Source organism: Methylorubrum populi, from assembly GCA_036946625.1.
Classification (GTDB): Bacteria; Pseudomonadota; Alphaproteobacteria; order Rhizobiales; family Beijerinckiaceae; genus Methylobacterium; species Methylobacterium populi_C.
On record JAQIIU010000003.1, the window covers coordinates 2,102,723 to 2,121,740 of the forward strand.

Annotated in this window: 15 protein-coding genes and 1 tRNA gene; 10 read left to right on the plus strand and 6 right to left on the minus strand. The window is 69.3% G+C overall.

What is annotated here, in order from left to right; translation table 11 throughout:
* Positions 1-123 precede the first annotated feature (123 nt).
* The 5 genes from PGN25_21285 to PGN25_21305 all read right to left on the minus strand — a co-directional run bounded on the left by PGN25_21285 (position 124) and on the right by PGN25_21305 (position 2,444).
* The gene (locus PGN25_21285; protein ID MEH3120047.1) at positions 124-381 is read right to left on the minus strand and encodes a hypothetical protein; all 258 of its coding nucleotides are present in this window, start codon (positions 379-381) and stop codon (positions 124-126) included.
* A 369-nt stretch (positions 382-750) separates the two neighbouring features.
* Complete coding sequence (locus PGN25_21290; GenBank protein MEH3120048.1) at positions 751-1,299, minus strand: hypothetical protein; 549 nt, start codon at positions 1,297-1,299, stop codon at positions 751-753.
* 127 nt (positions 1,300-1,426) lie between these two features.
* A complete protein-coding gene (locus PGN25_21295; protein MEH3120049.1) occupies positions 1,427-1,840 on the minus strand; it encodes a hypothetical protein in 414 nt (137 codons plus the stop codon).
* Positions 1,828-2,271, minus strand: coding sequence for a hypothetical protein (locus PGN25_21300; GenBank protein MEH3120050.1), 444 nt, complete (start codon positions 2,269-2,271; stop codon positions 1,828-1,830). The genes PGN25_21295 and PGN25_21300 overlap by 13 nt, the downstream gene beginning before the upstream one ends.
* 95 nt (positions 2,272-2,366) lie before the next feature.
* A tRNA-Pro gene (locus PGN25_21305) sits at positions 2,367-2,444 on the minus strand.
* Between the two features lie 332 nt (positions 2,445-2,776).
* Between PGN25_21305 and PGN25_21310 the strand changes: the two genes are divergently transcribed.
* The 10 genes from PGN25_21310 (at position 2,777) to PGN25_21355 (ending at position 15,930) form a co-directional block, all read left to right on the plus strand.
* The gene (locus PGN25_21310; GenBank protein ID MEH3120051.1) at positions 2,777-3,508 is read left to right on the plus strand and encodes a LuxR family transcriptional regulator; all 732 of its coding nucleotides are present in this window, start codon (positions 2,777-2,779) and stop codon (positions 3,506-3,508) included.
* Between the two features lie 509 nt (positions 3,509-4,017).
* Positions 4,018-4,653 carry a GNAT family N-acetyltransferase gene (locus PGN25_21315; protein MEH3120052.1) on the plus strand — a complete coding sequence of 212 codons (636 nt, stop codon included), beginning with the start codon at positions 4,018-4,020 and terminating at the stop codon, positions 4,651-4,653.
* Between the two features lie 110 nt (positions 4,654-4,763).
* On the plus strand, positions 4,764-5,372 hold the full coding sequence (locus PGN25_21320; protein MEH3120053.1) for a hypothetical protein: 609 nt from the start codon (positions 4,764-4,766) through the stop codon (positions 5,370-5,372).
* Between the two features lie 101 nt (positions 5,373-5,473).
* Positions 5,474-6,808, plus strand: a complete 1,335-nt coding sequence (locus tag PGN25_21325) for a glycosyltransferase family 1 protein (protein ID MEH3120054.1) — start codon at positions 5,474-5,476, stop codon at positions 6,806-6,808.
* A gap of 690 nt (positions 6,809-7,498) precedes the next feature.
* Entirely contained in the window at positions 7,499-7,822 is a 324-nt protein-coding gene (locus PGN25_21330) for a rhodanese-like domain-containing protein (protein MEH3120055.1), read from the plus strand.
* Positions 7,823-7,953: 131 nt separating this feature from the next.
* Positions 7,954-9,096, plus strand: a complete 1,143-nt coding sequence (locus tag PGN25_21335; protein ID MEH3120056.1) for an efflux RND transporter periplasmic adaptor subunit — start codon at positions 7,954-7,956, stop codon at positions 9,094-9,096.
* 152 nt (positions 9,097-9,248) lie between these two features.
* Positions 9,249-12,458 carry a multidrug efflux RND transporter permease subunit gene (locus PGN25_21340; GenBank protein ID MEH3120057.1) on the plus strand — a complete coding sequence of 1,070 codons (3,210 nt, stop codon included), beginning with the start codon at positions 9,249-9,251 and terminating at the stop codon, positions 12,456-12,458.
* Between the two features lie 81 nt (positions 12,459-12,539).
* Entirely contained in the window at positions 12,540-13,412 is an 873-nt protein-coding gene (locus tag PGN25_21345) for a hypothetical protein (protein ID MEH3120058.1), read from the plus strand.
* 327 nt (positions 13,413-13,739) lie between these two features.
* Complete coding sequence (locus tag PGN25_21350) at positions 13,740-15,203, plus strand: PAS domain-containing methyl-accepting chemotaxis protein (GenBank protein MEH3120059.1); 1,464 nt, start codon at positions 13,740-13,742, stop codon at positions 15,201-15,203.
* A gap of 82 nt (positions 15,204-15,285) precedes the next feature.
* Positions 15,286-15,930, plus strand: a complete 645-nt coding sequence (locus PGN25_21355; GenBank protein MEH3120060.1) for a DedA family protein — start codon at positions 15,286-15,288, stop codon at positions 15,928-15,930.
* A gap of 248 nt (positions 15,931-16,178) precedes the next feature.
* Here the strand turns inward: PGN25_21355 and PGN25_21360 are convergent, their stop codons facing one another.
* The gene (locus PGN25_21360; GenBank protein MEH3120061.1) at positions 16,179-19,004 is read right to left on the minus strand and encodes a bifunctional transaldolase/phosoglucose isomerase; all 2,826 of its coding nucleotides are present in this window, start codon (positions 19,002-19,004) and stop codon (positions 16,179-16,181) included.
* Positions 19,005-19,018 lie beyond the last annotated feature (14 nt).

Here is a 19,018-nt window from a genome sequence, read left to right on the forward strand (position 1 = left end):
TCGGCAACCTCGGCCGCCAGCGCGAGGGCGTACTGTCCCTGGAACCGGGCCGGGGCGCCCGGTTCGCGTCGCGGATGATCGCCGAGGGGTGAGCGGGGCGTCGAGCGGCGCTCCCGGGACGCGTCAGTTGCCGCCGCTTCCGCCGCCGGCGCTGCCCTGCGGCACCACCCGCGAGGGCTGGTTCGAATTGCCGCCGGCGGCCGAGTTGGTCTCGACGGTATCGGCGGCGCTGTTGCCGCGCGGGATCGTCAGGTTGCGGTCACCGCCGGTGTTGTTCTGGCCAATGCCGACGGCGGGGCTGCTCGGGGGCGGAGCCGCGGTCTGCGCCAGTGCCGGCGTGGCGGCGGCCAGGAGTGCGGCGGCCAGGATCGGAATACGCATGGAAGTCCCTCGATCTCGCTGGAGCACCCGCATGTCGCGGCGGGCCTCGGGCTTGTTTTCGCTCGGACAACCGTGCTGACCGGCGATCGATCCAAGAAAGCCTTTCACGGCTTCCGGCGCGAAGCCGCCATTCGACAGCCGCACCGTTCCGCTCTCACGAGAGGAAAACAGGGAGGAGAGGACGTGACGCGCCATTCGAACGGGCCCGCCGGGATGTGCGCGCTCGGGCCGGGCCGCGCTCGCCGCCGTGCACCTACACGGTCGAGGGGCGCCAATACGTGGCCGTGGCCGCCGGCGGCGCCTCCTTCACCAGGGCTTCGGCACCGGCGACGCCCTCGTGGTGTTCGCGCTGCCGGATTGAGCCTCGGCCTACGCCGCCGCGTCGGGCCCGTCCGCCTCGAAGGGCGCCGACGGATCGGTCCCGTCCTCCGCCGCCTCGTCCCCGAGGCCCTCCTGCGCCGACCGGGGAGCGGTGCCGACGGCGTAGAAGTCGCCGCGCCGCACCGCCTCGCCGCTGTTGGCCATGACGCTGAGATAGGTGTTCAGCGTGTTCGGCGCGACGTCGGGCAGGCGCCGCGCGATCTCGGCATGCGACAGGCCCTGCGGTCCGGCGCCCTCCAGCAGCGTCTTCAGCCGGCCCTTGGCCGAGTTCGCCCGGGGCCCGCGGCTGCCCCGCCCGCCGCCGCGCCCCGAACGCGCCTGCGGCTCGCCGGCAAACCCCGGCGCGACGGCCGAGGAAGCCGGAAAGTCGGCGGTCACATCGCCGAGCGCCGTGCCCTCGACGATCGCGGCGAGCGACTTTTCCGCCACCTGGAGCTTGGTCAGCTCGGACGTGACGCGCTCGTACTCGGCCTGGAGATCGGCCATCCGCCGCCGGACATCGGCCAGGGCCTTGGCCAGCGTATCGCCTTCGGACATGACGGAATTCAACCCTCACGGGACGGGAAGAAGGCTACAGCCACAGCCCGCTCTGCGCGTCAACCGGGCCGGCGCGGATCGGGACGAGAAAGCGAAGGTGCGGTCGAAATCCACCGACCGGCGGGACTCAGCCGCCGGACGAACCGGTCGGGGGCGGCAGGAGCTTGCGCGAATGATAGTCTGCCGCGCGGGGCTTCGGCGGCGGCGCGTCCGGGTTCTTGTTCCAGCCCCGCCGGCCTTCGGCGAGGCCGTGCTCGACGAAATGGACGAGCGGGTTGACGCCGCCCTCGCGCACGTCGGGGTTAGCCTTGAGATAGCCCTCGGTACTGAAGCCGGCGCTCGGGTCGCGCCCTTCCTTCCAGCCGTAATGGATATAGTGGCTGAGAGGCCCGTGCGGGAAGGTCCGCACATCCGGATACCAGTAGAGGTAATAGATCGGATCGAAGCCCGGCAGCGGCGTGCGGACGATCGAGGACGACGGCCGCCGCGTCGTGAGCGCCTGCAGCCTCGTCTTCTTCAAAAGCTTCTTCACCGCGCGCACGGCTCTAAGGACTCGTTCGAGGAGGAGTGCCCGTCGCCTCCCGACGACGGCGCCATTCTCGGCGCCGGCGTGAGGGCGGGTTCGTCAAGACACTCGGCCGATCCCTCATCCGCGGATTGCATCGGCCAGTCTAGTGCCGGACGGCCACAATCGCGGTCCGTCGGATACGCGCGGACCGGCGGGACGGAAGTGGCCTGAACGAACGGCGCGACGGGTGCCTCGATCCGCCACTTGGCCTCGATCATGAGTTCGGAACGGTAGACCGGCCGCCGCTCGTTCTTGGTGACGGCCTTGGTGACGACCTCGAACCGGCCGATATCGAGCCGCGTCGTCATCGCCGTGACGGCCAGCGCCCGACATCCGGCGAGTTCCATGCCTTCCTCGTCGATCGTGCGGTTCCCACCCTCCCCGTCGAAGAAGCAACGGAGCATCCCGTGCGGCTCCTCCGTTCACCGATACGGGCGGAAGTTGGAAACCAAGGCGACATAGCCGTATCCCGGTTCGGCTAAGTCATTGACTTAAAGGATGGTCGGAGTGGCGGGATTCGAACCCACGACCCCTAGTCCCCCAGACTAGTGCGCTAACCGGGCTGCGCTACACTCCGACGCCCCGAAGGGCTTGGCGCTCTTAGCTTTCCGCCACCGGGGGTGCAACCCCTTTTCGAGCCGGTCGCGCAACGAAGCGCGAACAGGTGCGGCGTCGCGCGCAGAAAGTCCCACGGAAGTCCCACGGGATGTTCCGTCGCCTTGCCCCGTGGATCGGGTCCGCCAAAGCCTTCCACGGCGACGACCGGCAGCGGGGTCGGCTCGAACCGGGGCAGGTTGGGAAACCCCGCGCAGCCAGCCAATAATGCAACCTGAAAGAAATTTATGACTGCTCTTCTCAAGAGCCTCGTATCGACTTATCGTAATGATCGCGCATCCGTTTCACCGGGCCATGTCCAGAAAATCACTCGACCTGACGTTGGCGATCCTCAAGTCGCTCGACCGGGCGCATTCGCGCGAGGATGTCCTGCGGGCAATCATGCCGCGCCTCGGAGCCTTCGGGATCGAATACATCATCTCCGCGATGATCCCGCAGAAACGTCTCCCGTCACGGACACAGAAGAACTACGTCATCCTCGAAAATACATCGGACGAGTGGAACCGGCTCTACTTCTCGAAAGGGTACATGTACGCCGACCCGATCGTTCAGGCGACGCTGCAGAGCACGACGGGCTTCCGCTGGTCCGAGATCGAGACGGCCGGCCCGCTCGATCCGCGCTCGCGGCAGGTCATGGGCGAGGCGCGCGAATTCGGCCTCGGCGACGGCTTCACCGTGCCGCTCGCCACCCTGGAGGAGGAGCGCGGCGGCCTGACCTTCGCCGGGCGGCAGATCGACGTCAGCCCGGCGCAGCGCGGCGTGCTGACCCTGCTGGCTTCCTACGTGGTCGGGCAGACGCTGCTGATCGCCAACGGGCCCAACGAGCGCCGGATGGGGCTGACGCCGCGCGAGCGCGAGAGCCTGCAATGGGTGGCCGAAGGCAAGACCGACTGGGAGATCGGCGAGCTGATGGGCATCTCCCACCACGGGGTCGATTTCCACCTGCGCTCCGCCCGGGTGAAGCTCGGCTGCGTCTCCCGCACCCAGGCGGTGGCCGAAGGGTTCCGGCGCGGACTGATCATCTAGAGCATCGTCCCGGAAGGTGGCTGCCGGCTTGTCTGAAAAGACGATGCAAAATCAAAAACCGAGAGCATCGAGGCCCGACATCCCGTCTCGCAGGGCCACCGCTCGAAGCTGCCCGCAGGGCCACCGCTCGAAGCCGCGCGAGAGGTTTCGCGGCGCGAAGGGCGCCGAAAGGCAGGGCCGCGAACTCGGGTTGACGCTCTTGCAGGCCCTCTCCGGTCCCTCACCGCCGTCATTCCGGTGCTGTGGCCGGTGCTGTGGCCGCGACGCCGCATCCGGAGGGCGCACTTCGTCGACCTGACTTCGCAGCCCTGCCCGGGGCCTCGGATGCAGATTGCCTCGGCATGCAATCCACGATAGAGGAAACGGGCCGCGACTCGGCCCCGCACCGCCCCCCGCCCGCGGTCGCCGCCGGCGCCCTGTTTGCGCGAACGAAACCCTACGGGTTCCCGTAGTGCCGCCGCCCGTCTGAATTTGGGACGACCACCTCGGATTTCCCAAGAGGTGTTCCCATGATCCATGTCGTGACGGCGGAGAACATGCAGGACTATGCCGGTGCCCTGGATCAGGCTTTCCGCCTGCGGCACCGGGTGTTCGTCGAGGAGCTGGGCTGGCACAACCTCGCGCGGCCCGACAAGCGCGAGATCGACGAGTTCGACGACGAGCACGCCGTCCACCTGCTCGCGATCGATGAGAACGACACCGTCATCGGCTACTCGCGCCTGTTGCCGACGACCCGCCCCTACCTGCTGCCGATCGTTCTGCCGCAGCTCTGCGAGGGCACGCCGCCCTCGGGCCCGCACGTCGTCGAGTGGGGCCGCATCTGCGTGGCCGAATGCGCCCGCACCTCGGGCCGGCGGCTCAACCCGACGGCGCTGGCGCTGATGACGGCCATCGTCGAGTGGGGCCTGCCGCGGGGCGTGACGAGCTTCGTCTCCGAGATGCCGACGAGCTGGATCCTGCGCCTCCTGCAATTGCATCTGCGCGCCATCCCCCTCGGCCTGCCCCATGAGATCGAGGGCGAGGAGATCGTCGCGGTCGAGGCGGCCTTCGACCGCCGCGCCCTGCGCCAGCTCCAGACCAAGCGCGGCGACATCCGCTCCGTGCTCGCCCCGCCGCGGGCCAGCATCACGCGCCTCGCATCCTGACGGGCGCCCCTCCAGCCCACGAGAGCGCCGCGGCCCGGCCGCCGCGGCGCGCACGAGCACAGCCACCAACACCATCGGCCCAAAAAACATCGGGCGCGGGGAGCAGGACCGTGAAACACAGACGCAGTGGCGCCCGCCGGGGCGCGACCCCGGGGCTCGTCGGAACCCTGGCGAAGTCCGGCATCGTCGGAACCTGGGAGTGGGATCCGGCCACCGGACACTTCCTCCTCGACGAGGGAGCCGCCGCCCTGATGGCGGGCGATGCGCGACTTGCCGGAGGCGCCCTGCTCAGCGAACGGGCGACGGCAGGGCTCGACACGCCGGACGCCGTCCGCTTCCTCGGCGCGGTGCTCCGCACCGCCGAGCAGGAGGAGGACGATCTGCGGATCGACCTTCGCGTCCGGGCTCCCTCCGGAGCCGTTCGCCGACTGCTGTGCCGCGGCCGGATCCACCGGAACGAGCACAACCGGCCCGTCCGCTGCGAGGGAACCCTGGTCGACACCGTCGATGTCGGCGCCGAGGCCCGTGCCCTGCTGGGGCTGGAGAACGAGGGCGCCGCGAACGCCATCGACGAGGCGGCCGAACTCCTGATCGCGGCGCGCCAGGCGATCGATGCGAGCGGCAGCCGTCGCCTGCGCCAACTCGTGGACGTCCTCCTCCTGGAGGTCGCCCGGGAGATCGCCAGCCGGAGCGTGCAGCCGAACCGGTCGCATCATTAGGGCACCCTGCGCCCGGGTGGTGCCCGGTCCGGCGCGAGCGGAAGCGCGTCAGGACAAGCGCTGAGAGCCCTGCCGATTGCAACGCGATCGGGCAGGGCTCTATGCAGCGGCCCATGCCAGCCAGCCTCGCCATCGACCTGACCCGCCTCATCACCCGGCTCCGCCACGCCAGCCCGACGGGGATCGACCGGGTCGACCTCGCCTATGCCCGGCACGTCCTCGCCGGGGGCGGGCAGGGCACGCGCTTCGGGCTCGTCTCGACGGCCCTCGGCCCGCGCGTCCTCGACCGCGAAACCGCGCGCGGCCTCGTCGAGGCCGTGGCGGCGGGCTGGGTCGAGGACGCCGCCGCGGAGGCCGACCCGGTCTACCGGACGCTCGCCGCCTCCCTCGCCGCGACTCCCGCCCCCTCCCTCGCGGCCTGCCCGCTTCCGGCGGAGACGGCTCCCCGGCGACGGGGGGAGGGGAGCCTGCGCCGTCGCCGCCTCCAGGCCGAGACGATGCTGCGGGTCCTGCGCCGCGGCGGCGCCGAACACCTGCCCGCGGGCACGGTCTATCTCCACACCTCGCACCTGCGGCTCGACCTGCCGGGGCGGTTCGACTGGCTCTACACCCGGCGCGACGTGCGGCCGGTCTTCTTCGTCCACGACCTCATCCCGATCTCGCATCCCGAATACGGCCGGCCCGGCGAGGCCGGGCGCCACGCTTTGCGCATGGAGACGGTGGCGCGCCACGCCGCCCACGTCCTCGTCAATTCCGGCGATGTCGGCGCGCGCTTCACGCATTACGCGCGGCAGCGGGGCCTCGGGACGAAGCCGGTGAGCGTGGCGCCGCTCGGCGTCGAGACGGTCTTTTCGGATCACGCGGGGGAGGCGCCGCCGGGGCTCGCCCGGCCGACCTTCCTCGTCTGCGGCACCATCGAGCCGCGCAAGAACCACCTGCTGCTGCTCAACCTCTGGCGCGATCTCGCCGCGCGCATGGGCGCGGCGACCCCGCGGCTCGTGCTGGTCGGCCGGCGCGGCTGGGAGATCGAGAACGTCGCCGACATGCTCGATCGCTGCGCGGCGATCCGGCCGCACGTCACCGAGGTGGCCGGCCTCTCGACCCACGGCCTCGCGCGGCTGATGCGCGGCGCCACCGCCCTGCTGATGCCCTCCTTCATCGAGGGCTACGGCCTGCCCGTGGTCGAGGCGGCGGCGAGCGGCCTGCCGGTCGTCGCGTCCGACATTCCGGTCCATCGGGAAATCGGCGCGGGCTTCGCCCATCTCCTCGATCCCCTCGACGGGCCGGGCTGGACGCGGGCCGTCCGCGCCTTGAGCGAGCCGGATTCGCCGCTGCGGCGGGACCTGAGGGGGCGCCTCGACGGCTACCTGCCGCCGAGCTGGGCGGCGCATTTCGAGCGGGTGGACGCGGCGCTGGCCGAACTGCCGCCACCGTGAGCGCAGTCCCGCGGCAGGGCCATCGCTCGAAGCCGCCTGAGCGGCTTCGCGGCGCCAAGGGACACGACCAAGAGCGCCGCGCGGAGCGGGTTTTTCCAAGACGTTCGTCCTGAAAAACATCGAGCGGAGCGAAAGCCCAAGGGGCCGAGATGTCCGCGGAGGCGGGCGCCGGCGACTGAAGCTGGCCAAGAAGACCAGGGCCATCGCTTCAAGCGATGGCCCTGGGCCCCGCGGGGGCGACGGTTGCACGGTGCCGGTCGCAGGACTTATACGCTATCCGGTTGATGAGTTCGGCCTCTCCTGCGTCATCGCGAGGCGAAGCCGTGGCGATCCAGGGCGCGCCCTGGATCGCTTCGCGGTCGCTCGCGAGGACGGAGGGGGGCCAAACCCGAAGCGATCAAGCGGAAACGGTATTAATACCAAGCGGCGCCGATCCCGACCGATGGTCGGGATCGGCGCATCCGGCGGACGGCCGCCGCCCCGAGGTCGCGGGGGCAGCCGACGATGCGTGATCCTCATCGCCGGCTGGTATAAGAAAAACGCCCTCGGACGCTCCGCCCCTGAGCGTCTCTCACGAAACGCCCGCTGCGCCGACGCGCCCGAAGGGGAGACGACCGGTGACCGGGCGTTTCGTGAGGCACTCCGAACCCTCGGCCGCGGCAGGTTCCCCTCAGGAAAGATCGGTTTGCGATGAAGGTGGTCGATCTCGACCGGGAGACGGTCAAGCAGGGCCTGGCGGACGGCTCGCTGCTGCTCATCGACGTGCGCGAGGACCATGAGTTCGCCCGCGGGCACATCCCCGGCTCGGTCTCGCATCCCCTCTCGCGCTTCGATCCGGAGAGGGTGCGGGCGCTGATCGCGTCGGACGGGCGCCGGCCGGTCTTCTCCTGCGCCTCCGGCGTGCGCTCGGTCCACGCCATCGCCGCGGCGCAGCAGGCCGGGCTCGATCTCAGCGAGCACTACGCCGGGGCCTTCAAGGACTGGTACGCCGCCGGGGAGCCGGTCGAATTCTAGCTCATGAAGAATTTCCCCACGGACATCGATTCGTTCCGGCGATTCGTTCCGGCCGGAGGAACCGACCATGTGCGCGAGCGCACGCCCCATACGAGGGGACGGGGACTAGGCCGCGCCATGCAGGGAACCGAATGATGCGCAGCCTCAGGCCACTCCTCTTCGCCACGCCGCTGATCGCTTCCGCGCTGCTGGCCGCGCCGGCCAGCGCACAGATGCCGGGGGCGCCCCCGCCCGGCGTGACCGTCGCCAAGCCGGTGGTGAAGGAGATCGTCGAGCAGAACCAGTATACCGGCCGCTTCGACCCGATCGAATTCGTCGAGGTGCGCGCCCGCGTGACCGGCTATCTCGACAGGATCCTGTTCCAGGACGGCGCCAACGTGAAGAAGGGCGACGTGCTCTTCGTCATCGACCGGCGCCCCTACAAGGCGGCGCTGGAGCAGGCCCAGGCCGCGCGGACCTCGGCCAAGGCGCGGCTGTCCTTCACGCAGACCGACCTGGAGCGCGCGCAGGTGCTGTCGAAGGGCGGCAACATCTCCGAGCAGGTCACCGACCAGCGCCGCCAAGCCTCGCAGACCGCCCAGGCCGATGTCGACAGCGCGGAAGCCGCGCTGCGCAACGCCCAGCTCAACTACGACTTCACGGAAGTGAAGTCGCCGATCGACGGGCGGATCAGCCGGCGCCTCGTCACCGAGGGCAACATCGTCATCACCGACCAGACGATGCTGACCACGATCGTCTCGCTCGATCCGATCTATTTCGGCTTCACCGTCGATGAGCGCTCGTTCCTGAAGTACCAGAACACGCTCGGCATCGGCATGGGCCAGATGCAGCGCGGCAAGGGCGCGCCGATCCTCATCGCCCTGTCCGGCGAGGAGAAGCCGACCCGCAAGGGCACCCTCGACTTCGTCGACAACCGCGTCGACAACGCCACCGGCACCGTGCTCCTGCGCGCCACGGTCGAGAACCCGGACGGCTTCGTCAAGCCGGGCCTGTTCGGCATCGTCTCGATGCCGGCGACCAAGCCCTACCAGGGCATCCTGCTGCCCGACGAGGCGGTCTCGGCCAACCAGGACAAGCGCATCGTCTACGTGCTCGGCGAGGGCGACAAGGTCTCGGCGAAACCGGTGAAGCTCGGGCCGATCGTCGACGGCTACCGGGTGATCCGAGACGGCCTGAAGGGCGACGAGATGGTGGTCGTCAACGGCGTCGCCAAGGTCCGTCCCGGCGCTCAGGTGAAGCCCGAGACGACGCAGTTGCCGCCGAGCAGGAAGTGAAGCCGCCCCGGCCGCGGGGGGCGAGGCGGGAACGGACAGTGACATTCGAGCGCCGACGCCGCCGGGCCGACCGGGGGCGCCGGCCTGAACGCAGACGGCAAGCCGCGCGGGTCGCGCCAACGCGCTCGTCCCGGCGGCGAGAGGTTTGAACGATGCGTTTCGCCCATTTCTTCGTCGACCGGCCGATCTTCGCCTCGGTCACGTCGATCGTCTTCCTGATCCTCGGCTTCGTCGCCTACGAGACGCTGCCGGTCTCGCAATACCCCGAGATCGTGCCGCCGACGGTGACGGTGCGCGCGAGCTTCCCCGGCGCCAACGCCGAGACCGTGGCCGCCACGATCGCGACGCCGCTGGAGCAGGAGATCAACGGCGTCGACAACATGCTCTACATGACGTCGTTGTCGACCAACGACGGCGCCATGCTGCTGACCGTGACCTTCAAGGTCGGCACCAACCTCGATATCGCCAACGTGCTGGTGCAGAACCGTCTCTCGGTGGCCCAGCCGCGCCTGCCGCCGGACGTGCGCAACCTCGGCGTCACCGTGCGCAAGGCCTCGCCCGACCTGATGCTGGTCGTGCACCTGCTGTCGCCGAAGAAGACCTACGACCAGAACTATCTGGCCAACTACATCTACCTCAACATCCGCGACGAGCTCTTGCGCCTCGACGGCGTCGGCGACATCTCGATCTTCGGCGGCAACGAGTACGCCGAGCGGATCTGGCTCGACCCGCAGAAGATGGCCGCCTACGGCCTGACCACGACCGACGTCACCTCCGCGCTGCAGGAGCAGAACGTCCAGGTCGCCGCCGGCCAGCTCAACGGCCCGCCGGCCGCGCCGGGCGCCGCCTTCCAGCTCGTGGTGCAGTCGCAGGGGCGCTTCCAGACCCCGGAGGAGTTCGCCGACGTCATCGTCAAGGCCAATGACGGGCGCCTCGTGCGCGTGCGCGACATCGCCCGCGTCGAGATGGGCCAGAAGGACTACACCACCAACTCCTTCCTCAACGACACGCCCGCGGTCGGCATCGGCGCCTTCCAGCGGCCGGGCACCAACGCGCTCGAGGCCGCGGAATCGGTCAAGGCGACGATGGAGAACCTGAAGAAGAACTTCCCGCCGGACGTCGAGTACCGCATCGCCTACAACCCGACGGAGTTCATCGAGGAATCGATCCACGAGGTCTACAAGACCCTGTTCGAGGCCGTCCTCCTCGTCGTCATCGTGGTGCTCGTCTTCCTGCAGAGCTGGCGCACGGCGCTGATCCCGGTGATCGCGATCCCCGTCTCGCTCGTCGGCACCTTCGCGGTGATGTCGGCGCTGGGCTTCTCGCTCAACAACCTGACCCTGTTCGGCCTCGTGCTCGCCATCGGCATCGTGGTCGACGACGCCATCGTCGTGGTGGAGAACGTCGAGCGCAACATGGCCGAGGGCCTCTCCCCCGGCGAGGCGGCGCACAAGACCATGGACGAGGTGGGCAGCGCGGTCATCGCCATCGCCCTGGTGCTGGCGGCGGTGTTCATCCCGACCGCCTTCATCCCCGGCATCTCGGGCCAGTTCTACAAGCAGTTCGCGCTCACCATCGCGGCCTCGACCCTCATCTCGGCCTTCAACTCGCTGACGCTGTCGCCCGCGCTGTGCAAGCTCCTGTTGAAGCCGCACGACGCGCATGCCAAGCCGAAATTCTTCCTCACGCGCTTCGTCAACTGGCTGGCGCACCTGTTCAACCGCGGCTTCGACGGGCTGTCGAACGCCTACGGCCACACCATCCGCGTCCTGACCGGCACGGCGATCGGCGTGATCGCGATGCTGATCCTCTACGCGGGCGTGATCGCGGGCACGCTGCACCTCGCGAAGACGACGCCGACCGGCTTCATCCCGGACCAGGACCAGGGCTACCTCATCGGCGTCGTGCAGTTGCCCTCGGGCGCCTCGCTCGACCGCACCACGGAGGTGGTGAACCGGGCCGCCGCCATCGCCCGCAAGATCGACGGCATCACCAACACCGTCATCATCGCCGGCTTCGACGGCGCGACCTTCACCAACACCACCAACGCGGCGGTGATGTTCCTCACCCTCAAGAACGCCAAGGAGCGGGCGGAGCAGGGGCGCAGCGCGGCGGTCATCACCGGCGACGTGATGAAGGCCACCGCCGGCATCCAGGAGGCGCGGATCATCGTGATCCCGCCGCCGCCGGTGCGCGGCCTCGGCCAGGGCGGCGGCTTCAAGATGCAGATCGAGAGCCGCCAATCCTCGGCGGTCGGGCCGCTGCTCGCGGCGACCGGCGAGGTGATCGGCCAAGCCAACCAGAGCAAGGACGTGACCCGGGTCTTCACGACCTTCGGCAACGACACGCCGCAGCTCTACCTCGACATCGACCGCACCATCGCGCGCATGCTCAACGTGCCGCTCGCCAACGTCTTCGACACCGTGCAGGCAGAGCTCGGCGGCACCTACGTCAACGACTTCAATACCTTGGGCCGCATCTATCAGGTGCGCGTGCAGGGCGATGCGGTCTACCGCATGTCCCAGCGCGACATCGAGCAGTTGAAGGTGCGCTCCTCCACCGGCGCCCTGGTGCCGATGGGCACGCTCGCCACGATCCGCGAGATCACCGGCCCGCAGATCGTGCAGCGGTTCAACCTGTACTACTCGGTCCCGGTCCAGGGCGTGGCGCAGGCCGGCGTCTCGACCGGTCAGGCCCTCGACTCCATGGAGGCGATCGCCAAGCGGGCGCTGCCCGAGGGCTACGCCTACGACTGGACCGAGATCGCCTTCCAGCAGAAGGCGGCCGGCGGCACCGCCATCTACGTCTTCGCGCTCGGCGTGCTGCTGGTCTTCCTCGTGCTCGCGGCGCAGTACGAATCCTGGGCGCTGCCGCTGGCGATCCTGCTCGTGGTGCCGACCGGCGTGCTGTCCGCGCTCTTCGGGGTGCAGTTGAGGGGGCAGGACAACAACATCCTGACGCAGATCGGCCTGATCGTGCTGATCGGCCTGGCGGCCAAGAACGCGATCCTGATCGTGGAGTTCGCCCACGACATCGAGAAGAGCGAGGACAGAGGGCCGGTGGACGCGGCCGTGCACGCCTGCCGCCTGCGCCTGCGCCCGATCCTGATGACGGCCTTCGCCTTCATCCTCGGCACCCTGCCGCTGGTGATCGCCACCGGCCCCGGCGCCGAGATGCGTCAGGCACTCGGCACGGCGGTGTTCTTCGGCATGATCGGCGCGACCTTCTTCGGCCTGTTCCTGACGCCGGTCTTCTACGTGGTGATCCGCAAGGCGGTGCTCTGGATCGAGCGGAAGCGCGGCAAGGATCCCCACGGCAAGGATCCGCGCCACGAGCCGCACGGCGCCCCGGCCCACGGCTGAGGCATTTACCCGAAGGGGATGAGAATGCGGCCGGGAGCGCTAGCTTCCGGCCGTTCTCGTTTTTTCGAAACAGGATCGTCCGTGCCCGGTTACCTGCCCTTCGCGGGCGCCCTGAAGCTTCCCGCCTACGCTTGCGACAATTGCGGGTTCTGGCAGCGCCACTTCGAGGCGCCGCCGGCCTGCCCGATGTGCCTCGACGCGCGCCACGTCGTGCCGCAGGACGGCTGGCGCTTCCGCTCGGAGCGCGAGGCGCAGGCCGCCTTCCCCTGCCACTGGGAGGAGTTGGAGCCCGGCGTGTGGCGCTTCTGGAACGAGCCGGTCTCCGGCATCGGCCCGAGCGCCTACCTGATCCGGACCGAGAACGGGAACATGGGCTTCGAGGGCTGCCCGGTGTTCAGCGAGGCGGCGCTCGACCGGATCGGGCGGCTGGGCGGGATGCAGGTGCTCTCGGCCTCGCACCCGCATTCCTACGGCGCCCTTGTGCAGCTTCAGGACCGCTTCGACCCGGAACTGTGCCTGCCCGCGGCCGACTTCACCTGGAGCGCGGCGCTCCAGGTCTCCTGGCCCTACGACGATTTTCTGGAGCCCCTGCCGGGCCTGGAACTGCACCGGACGGCGGGTCACTTCGACGGCCACGCCGTGCTGTTCGACCGGAAGCGAAAAATCTGCTTCTGCGGCGACGCGCTGAAGTTCGAACTCGACCCGAACGATTCCCGTAAGGCGGTGACGATCTCGGCCCACAAGGCCTTCGTGCGCGGGGTGCCGCTGACGGTGAGCGAGCTGCGCCGCTACCGCGACGTGTTCGAGCGGCTCGACTTCACCCAGACCTGGACGCCGTTCGAGCCCGCGGCCAATGTCGGCCGGGCGGAGGTGCTGGCGCTGATCGATGCCATGCTCGGCTCACGGCCGCACGCGGCGCCGGTGCCGCTGGCCTCGCTGCCATCCCGGATCTGAACCTGCGGAACCTGCCTTCTTACCGGGGCCGCCCGGCGACCGATGTCGCGATCCGGCCCGTTGTCCGGCAGGGGGAAGGGGGAAGGGGGAGGATAAACGGAACACGCATGGCTTTCATCCCAATTTAACACCTACCATGAGATGTAAACCGAGAAGAGCGGTGGGACGATGCGCCAGACTTTTGTTTTTGCATCCTCTTTTTCCGAAAGCCGGAGGCCACCTTTCGGGATGATGCTCTAAAAGAACGAGAATCTCTGTCCGAGGCATGACCGGAAACTCTCCGCACGTAGCCTCAAGCGGAAACGGACTTCGGTCACGAGGCTATTCATGTTCCATAAAGCTGTTGTCGACAACTTCGACCGAGCCAAGCTTGCCGCACTCGACCGTTCGCTCGCGACGATCGAACTTTCCATGGACGGCCTCGTCGTCGACGCGAACCGGAATTTCCTGGCTCTGTTCGGTTACACGCTCGAAGAGATCAAGGGACGGCATCACGGCGTCTTCGTCGAGGCACCTTGTGCCGAGAGCGACGATTACCGCAGGTTCTGGGAGAAGCTTCGCGGCGGCGAGTACGTGTCGGGCGAGTTCCTCCGTCTCGGCAAGGCCGGAGACAGGATCTGGCTGGAGGCAACCTACAACCCCATCCTGGGGGTAAACGGTACGCCCGAACGGGTGATGAAGTTCGCCACGGACATCACCGCCAAGAAGAACGAGACGAGCCGCCTTCTGACGATGATCGACCGCATGCCCGTTGCCGTCATGACCGTGGATCCTCGGGATGATTTCCGGATCAACTATCTGAACAAGACCTCGCGGGACACGCTGAGCACGATCGAGCGGCATCTGCCGATCAGGGTCTCGGAGATGGTGGGTCGCTCCTTCGACGTGTTCCACAAGACCCCCCACCATCAACGCTCCCTGCTCGCGGACGACAGCCGCCTGCCGCACCGGGCCAAGATCAGGGTCGGCCCCGAGACGCTCGACCTGCGGGTCTCGGCGATCAACGGTCCCGACGGCGCATATATCGGCCCGATGGTCACCTGGGCGGTGGTGACGGCCCAGGTCGAGATGGCGACGAACGTCTCGCAGGTCGTCGAGGCGGTGGGCTCGGCGGTGGGAGCGATGCAGCAATCGGCCCAGGACCTCGCGCACTCGGCGGAGGAGGCCCGGCGGCGGGCCGCCTCGGTGGCGGCGGGGTCGGAGCAGATGACGGCCTCGATCCAGGAGATCTCGGGGCAGGTCGGCAGCGTCTCCGACCGCGCTCAGCGGATCGCGGCCCAGGCCGCGACCACCGACGCGACGGTGCGGCGGCTCGCCGAGAATGCCCGCACGGTCGATGCGGTGGTGGCGATGATCCGCACCATCGCCGCCCGGACCAACCTGCTGGCGCTCAACGCCACCATCGAGGCGGCCCGGGCGGGTGCCGCCGGCCGCGGCTTCGCCGTGGTGGCCGCCGAGGTGAAGGCCCTGGCCGAGCAGACCGCGCGGGCGACCGGCGAGATCTCCGGGCAGATCGCCGCGATTCAGAGCGCCACGGGCGAGGCGGTCGATGCCATCGACACCATCACCGCGGCGGTGACGGAGCTGTCCGGGCTGACGCTCGCCATGGCGAGCGCGGTGGAGGAGCAGGCGGCCTCGACCCACGCGATGTCGGGCAACATCGTCGGCGTGTCCTCCGCCGCGAACGCCACCGGCGCCCTCGTCGATTCCGTGCGCGCGATCGCCGACGGCCTCTCGGCGCATTCCGCGAGCCTGGGGGCCAGCGTGGAGAAGTTCCTCAAGGCGGGCTAATAGCGAGGAAATGGCCGCCCTCCTGCGGCCACGTTCCTGACCAGACTGCGCGGCGACACGTTCCGCGGAGACACGCCCACCGATGTCCTTCCTCCAAGGACTGCCGATCGCCGACCTGATCGCCCATTACGGCTATCTCGCCGTCTTCGTCGTCGTCGCGCTGGAGAGTGCGGGCGTGCCGATGCCGGGCGAGACGATCCTGATCTCGTCGGCGGTCTACGCAGGCAGCACCGGCAACCTCAACATCGTCCTCGTCGTCGCCGCGGCGGCGGCGGCCGCGATCCTCGGCGACAATGTCGGCTACTGGGTCGGGCGGCGCTGGGGCATGCCGCTGCTGCTGCGCCACGGCCACCTCATCGCCCTCGATCACGGCCGGCTGAAGCTCGGGCAGTACCTGTTCCGCGAGCACGGGGGCAAGATCGTGTTCTTCGGCCGCTTCACGGCGATGCTGCGCGCCTACGCGGCGGTGCTGGCCGGCGTGAACAAGCTCGATGCCCGCCGCTTCATGGTGTTCAACGGCCTCGGCGGGCTCGCCTGGGCCGGCATCATGGGCTTCGGCGCCTATGCCTGCGGCCGTTCGATCGAGCACATCGTCGGCCCCGTCGGCCTCGCGCTGCTCGCCTTCGTGATCTTCGGCGGGCTCGCCCTGTGGCTGTTCATGAAGCGCCACGAGGAGCGGCTGCTGCTGAAGGCGGAAGCGGCGATCCCGGGGCCGCTGACGGACTGATACCGTTGCCGATTGATCGCTTCGGGTTTCGCCCCCCCCTCCGTCATCGCGAGCGGCCGCGAAGCGATCCAGGGCGCGACAAGCCCGGAAAGGGCGCGCCCTGGATCGCCACGGCTTCGCCTCGCGATGACGCAGGAGAGGCCGAAGTCAGCAACCGGATGGCGTATGATTTCTCTTTTCGCGGGCGATCCCCGCGACGACGGCCATTGAGGGCCCCTCTCCCCGCCCGGCGGGGAGAGGGGGAAGCCTTATCCGGCGACCGCCGCCCTGATCGCCGCGGCGACGCGCTTCACGCCGCCGGCCACGTCGCCGCCCTTGACGTGAACCCTGAGCGCCCGGCGCTTACGCTCGGACAGCACGGCGAAATCGCCCCGGGCCTGAGCCGCGATCACCGTCTCGAAGCCGAGCTTGCGCCCGGGGATCGGCAGGGCGGCGGAGGGGTCGGCGGTGATCTGGAGGAACACGCCGCCGGCAGGGCCGCCCTTGTAGGCTTGCCCCGTCGAGTGGAGGAAGCGCGGGCCGAATTCCAGGCAGGTCGCCACCCGGCGCGCGTCGCGCACCGCGAGACGCGCCTCCTGAAGCGTGGCGTGGTGCGCCGCGTTGCGTTCGACGTAGGCCAGCAGGGCGACGTAGTCGCCCGGCTTCACCCGGGCGAGATGGGCCGCGACGATCGCCTCGAAGCCCTCGCCCTGGCGCAGGGCCTCGGTATTGGCCGCGTCCGCGTAGAGCGCGACGGTCCCGTCCTCGAAGACCGGCGTCTCGGCCGGGAGCGCGCCGGTCTCCTCGGCCGCGGCGAACAGCTTCTTGGTCTCGACCTTGCTCGCCTCGACATCGGGCTGGTCGAACGGGTTGATGCCGAGCACCGCGCCGGCCACCGCCGTGGCGATCTCGAACCGGAAGAATTCCTGCGGCAGCCGCTCGGCCTTGTCGAGGTCGATGCGCACCACCGGCTGCGCCTCGCTCTCCAGGATCTTCACCGCCTCGTCCTGGCGCGCATCGGCGTGGCCGGTCAGGCGCAGGTACACGAACAGGCGATCCTCGCCGTAGACGGCGGGCACACCGACCGGCTCGCCCTCGACCGGGATCAGGCCCTTGCCCTCCTTGCCGGTCGACTCGGCGATGAGCTGCTCGGCCCAGGTGCCGAAGGTGCCGATGCCGGGCGAGGCGACCAGAGTCACCTTGTCGCGGCCGAACTCCCTGGCCGCCACCCCGATCGCCGCGCCGAGCTGCACGCCGGGATTGGCGGCGGGCGGCACCGCCGGACCGCAGGAGCGGACCATCATGCGGGCGCTGTCGAGGAACTCGCGGATCTCGACGCCGGCCGCCGCCGCCGGCACGAGGCCGAAGGCGGAGAGCACGGAGTAGCGCCCGCCGATCTGCGGCACGCCCAAGAAGATCTTGCGGAAGCCGTCGTCCTTGGCCGCCTTCTCCATGGCCGAGCCGGGATCGGTGACGGCGACGAAATGGCGGCCGGCTCGTGTCGCGCCGACGACCTCCTTCATCCGGCCGAGGAAGTAGTCGCGAAAAACGTTGGGTTCGAGGGTCGAGCCTGACTTCGAGGCGACGATGAACAGCGTCGTCTCGAGGGTCACCGCCGCCTCGACCGCCCGAACCTCGTCCGGATCGGTCGAGTCGAGGATGCGCAGGCGCGGAAAGCCCTCGCGGTGGCCGTAGGTCGCGGCGATCACCTCCGGGCCGAGGCTGGATCCGCCCATGCCGAGCACCACCGCGTCGGTGAAGCCTTCCGCCCGGACCTCCTCGGCGAAGCGTTCGTAGAGATCGACCCGCTCCCGTTCGTCCTCGACGATGCGCAGCCAGCCGAGCCACCTGTCCTCGTCGCGCCCGGTCCAGACGCTTGCGTCGTGCGCCCAGAGGCGGCGGATCGCACCGCTCGCGCGCCAGGACTCGACCGTCTTGTCGGTGGCCGCCTGGAGCGCCTCGTCGAACTGGAAGGACTGGGCGTCGAGCCGGTGACCGAGGAGCGCCGCCCGCTTGCCGGCGACCGCGCCGAGCACCGCGTCCGCGGCATCGACGAAGAGCTGCACGCCCTCCTCGACGAGCTGGCGCGCCACCGCCTCGATGTCGATGCCGGCCTCGGCCAGACGCGCCATCGCGGCCTCCGCCTCGCCGACGTTCTCTTCGAGCGTCGCCCGCACCCGGCCGTGGTCGCGGAACGCGTCCATGGTGGCCGGCGGCATGGTGTTGACGGTGTTCCGGCCGACCAGTTCCTCGACGTAGAGCACGTCGGAATAGGCCTTGTTCTTGGTGCCGGTGGAGGCCCAGAGCAGGCGCTGCGCCTTCGCCCCCCTGGCCTCCAGCGCCGCCCATTTCGGGCCGGAGAAGATCCGCTTGTAGCGCTGGTAGGCGAGCTTGGCGTTGGCGATCGCGATCCTGCCCTTGAGATCCTCGTAGCCGCCGGCTTCGTCGAGTTTCCTGTCGACGAGGCTGTCGATGCGGCTGATGAAGAAGCTCGCCACCGAGGCGACCTTCGAGACGTCGCCGCCTTTTTCCCCGAACGCGGTCAGGCCGTCGATGAAGGCGTGCGCGACCTCTTCGTAAACGCCCTGCGAGAACAGCAGGGTGATGTTGACCGAGATGCCCTCCGCCGTGAGCTGGCGGATCGCCGGCAGGCCGGCGGGGGTGGCCGGCACCTTCACCATCAGGTTGTCGCGGGCCACCGCCGCGTGGAGGCGGCGCGCCTCCTTCAGGGTCTCCTCGGTGTCGAGGGCGAGGTAGGGCGAGACTTCGAGGCTGACATAGCCGTCGGCGCCCGCGCTCGAATCGTAGACGGGCCTGAGCACGTCGGCCGCCGCCCGGATGTCGGCGATGGCGAGCCCCTCGTAGAGGTCGATGACGCGGGCATCGCCCTCCGAGAGCGCGGCCTTGAGGCCGTCGTCGTACTCGGCCGAATGGCCGATCGCCTTCTCGAAGATCGCCGGATTGGAGGTGACGCCGCGCAGGTCGTCGGTCTCCACCAGCGCCCGGAGTTCGCCCTTGGCGACGAAGCCGCGGGCCACGAAATCGAGCCAGACCGCCTGCTCGTGCTCGGCGAAGAGGGCGTTCAGCGCGTTCATCTCGGTCGTCCTCG

Bases quoted from the DNA above. Each gene is read 5' to 3' on its own strand.
- PGN25_21330 (MEH3120055.1), top strand. From the start codon at position 7,499: ATGAAGGTGGTCGATCTCGACCGGGAGACGGTCAAGCAGGGCCTGGCG.
- PGN25_21285 (MEH3120047.1), bottom strand. From the start codon at position 381: ATGCGTATTCCGATCCTGGCCGCCGCACTCCTGGCCGCCGCCACGCCG.
- PGN25_21325 (MEH3120054.1), top strand. From the start codon at position 5,474: ATGCAGCGGCCCATGCCAGCCAGCCTCGCCATCGACCTGACCCGCCTC.
- PGN25_21315 (MEH3120052.1), top strand. From the start codon at position 4,018: ATGATCCATGTCGTGACGGCGGAGAACATGCAGGACTATGCCGGTGCC.
- PGN25_21335 (MEH3120056.1), top strand. From the start codon at position 7,954: ATGATGCGCAGCCTCAGGCCACTCCTCTTCGCCACGCCGCTGATCGCT.
- PGN25_21310 (MEH3120051.1), top strand. From the start codon at position 2,777: ATGTCCAGAAAATCACTCGACCTGACGTTGGCGATCCTCAAGTCGCTC.
- PGN25_21300 (MEH3120050.1), bottom strand. From the start codon at position 2,271: ATGCTCCGTTGCTTCTTCGACGGGGAGGGTGGGAACCGCACGATCGAC.
- PGN25_21290 (MEH3120048.1), bottom strand. From the start codon at position 1,299: ATGTCCGAAGGCGATACGCTGGCCAAGGCCCTGGCCGATGTCCGGCGG.
- PGN25_21355 (MEH3120060.1), top strand. From the start codon at position 15,286: ATGTCCTTCCTCCAAGGACTGCCGATCGCCGACCTGATCGCCCATTAC.
- PGN25_21340 (MEH3120057.1), top strand. From the start codon at position 9,249: ATGCGTTTCGCCCATTTCTTCGTCGACCGGCCGATCTTCGCCTCGGTC.
- PGN25_21360 (MEH3120061.1), bottom strand. From the start codon at position 19,004: ATGAACGCGCTGAACGCCCTCTTCGCCGAGCACGAGCAGGCGGTCTGG.
- PGN25_21350 (MEH3120059.1), top strand. From the start codon at position 13,740: ATGTTCCATAAAGCTGTTGTCGACAACTTCGACCGAGCCAAGCTTGCC.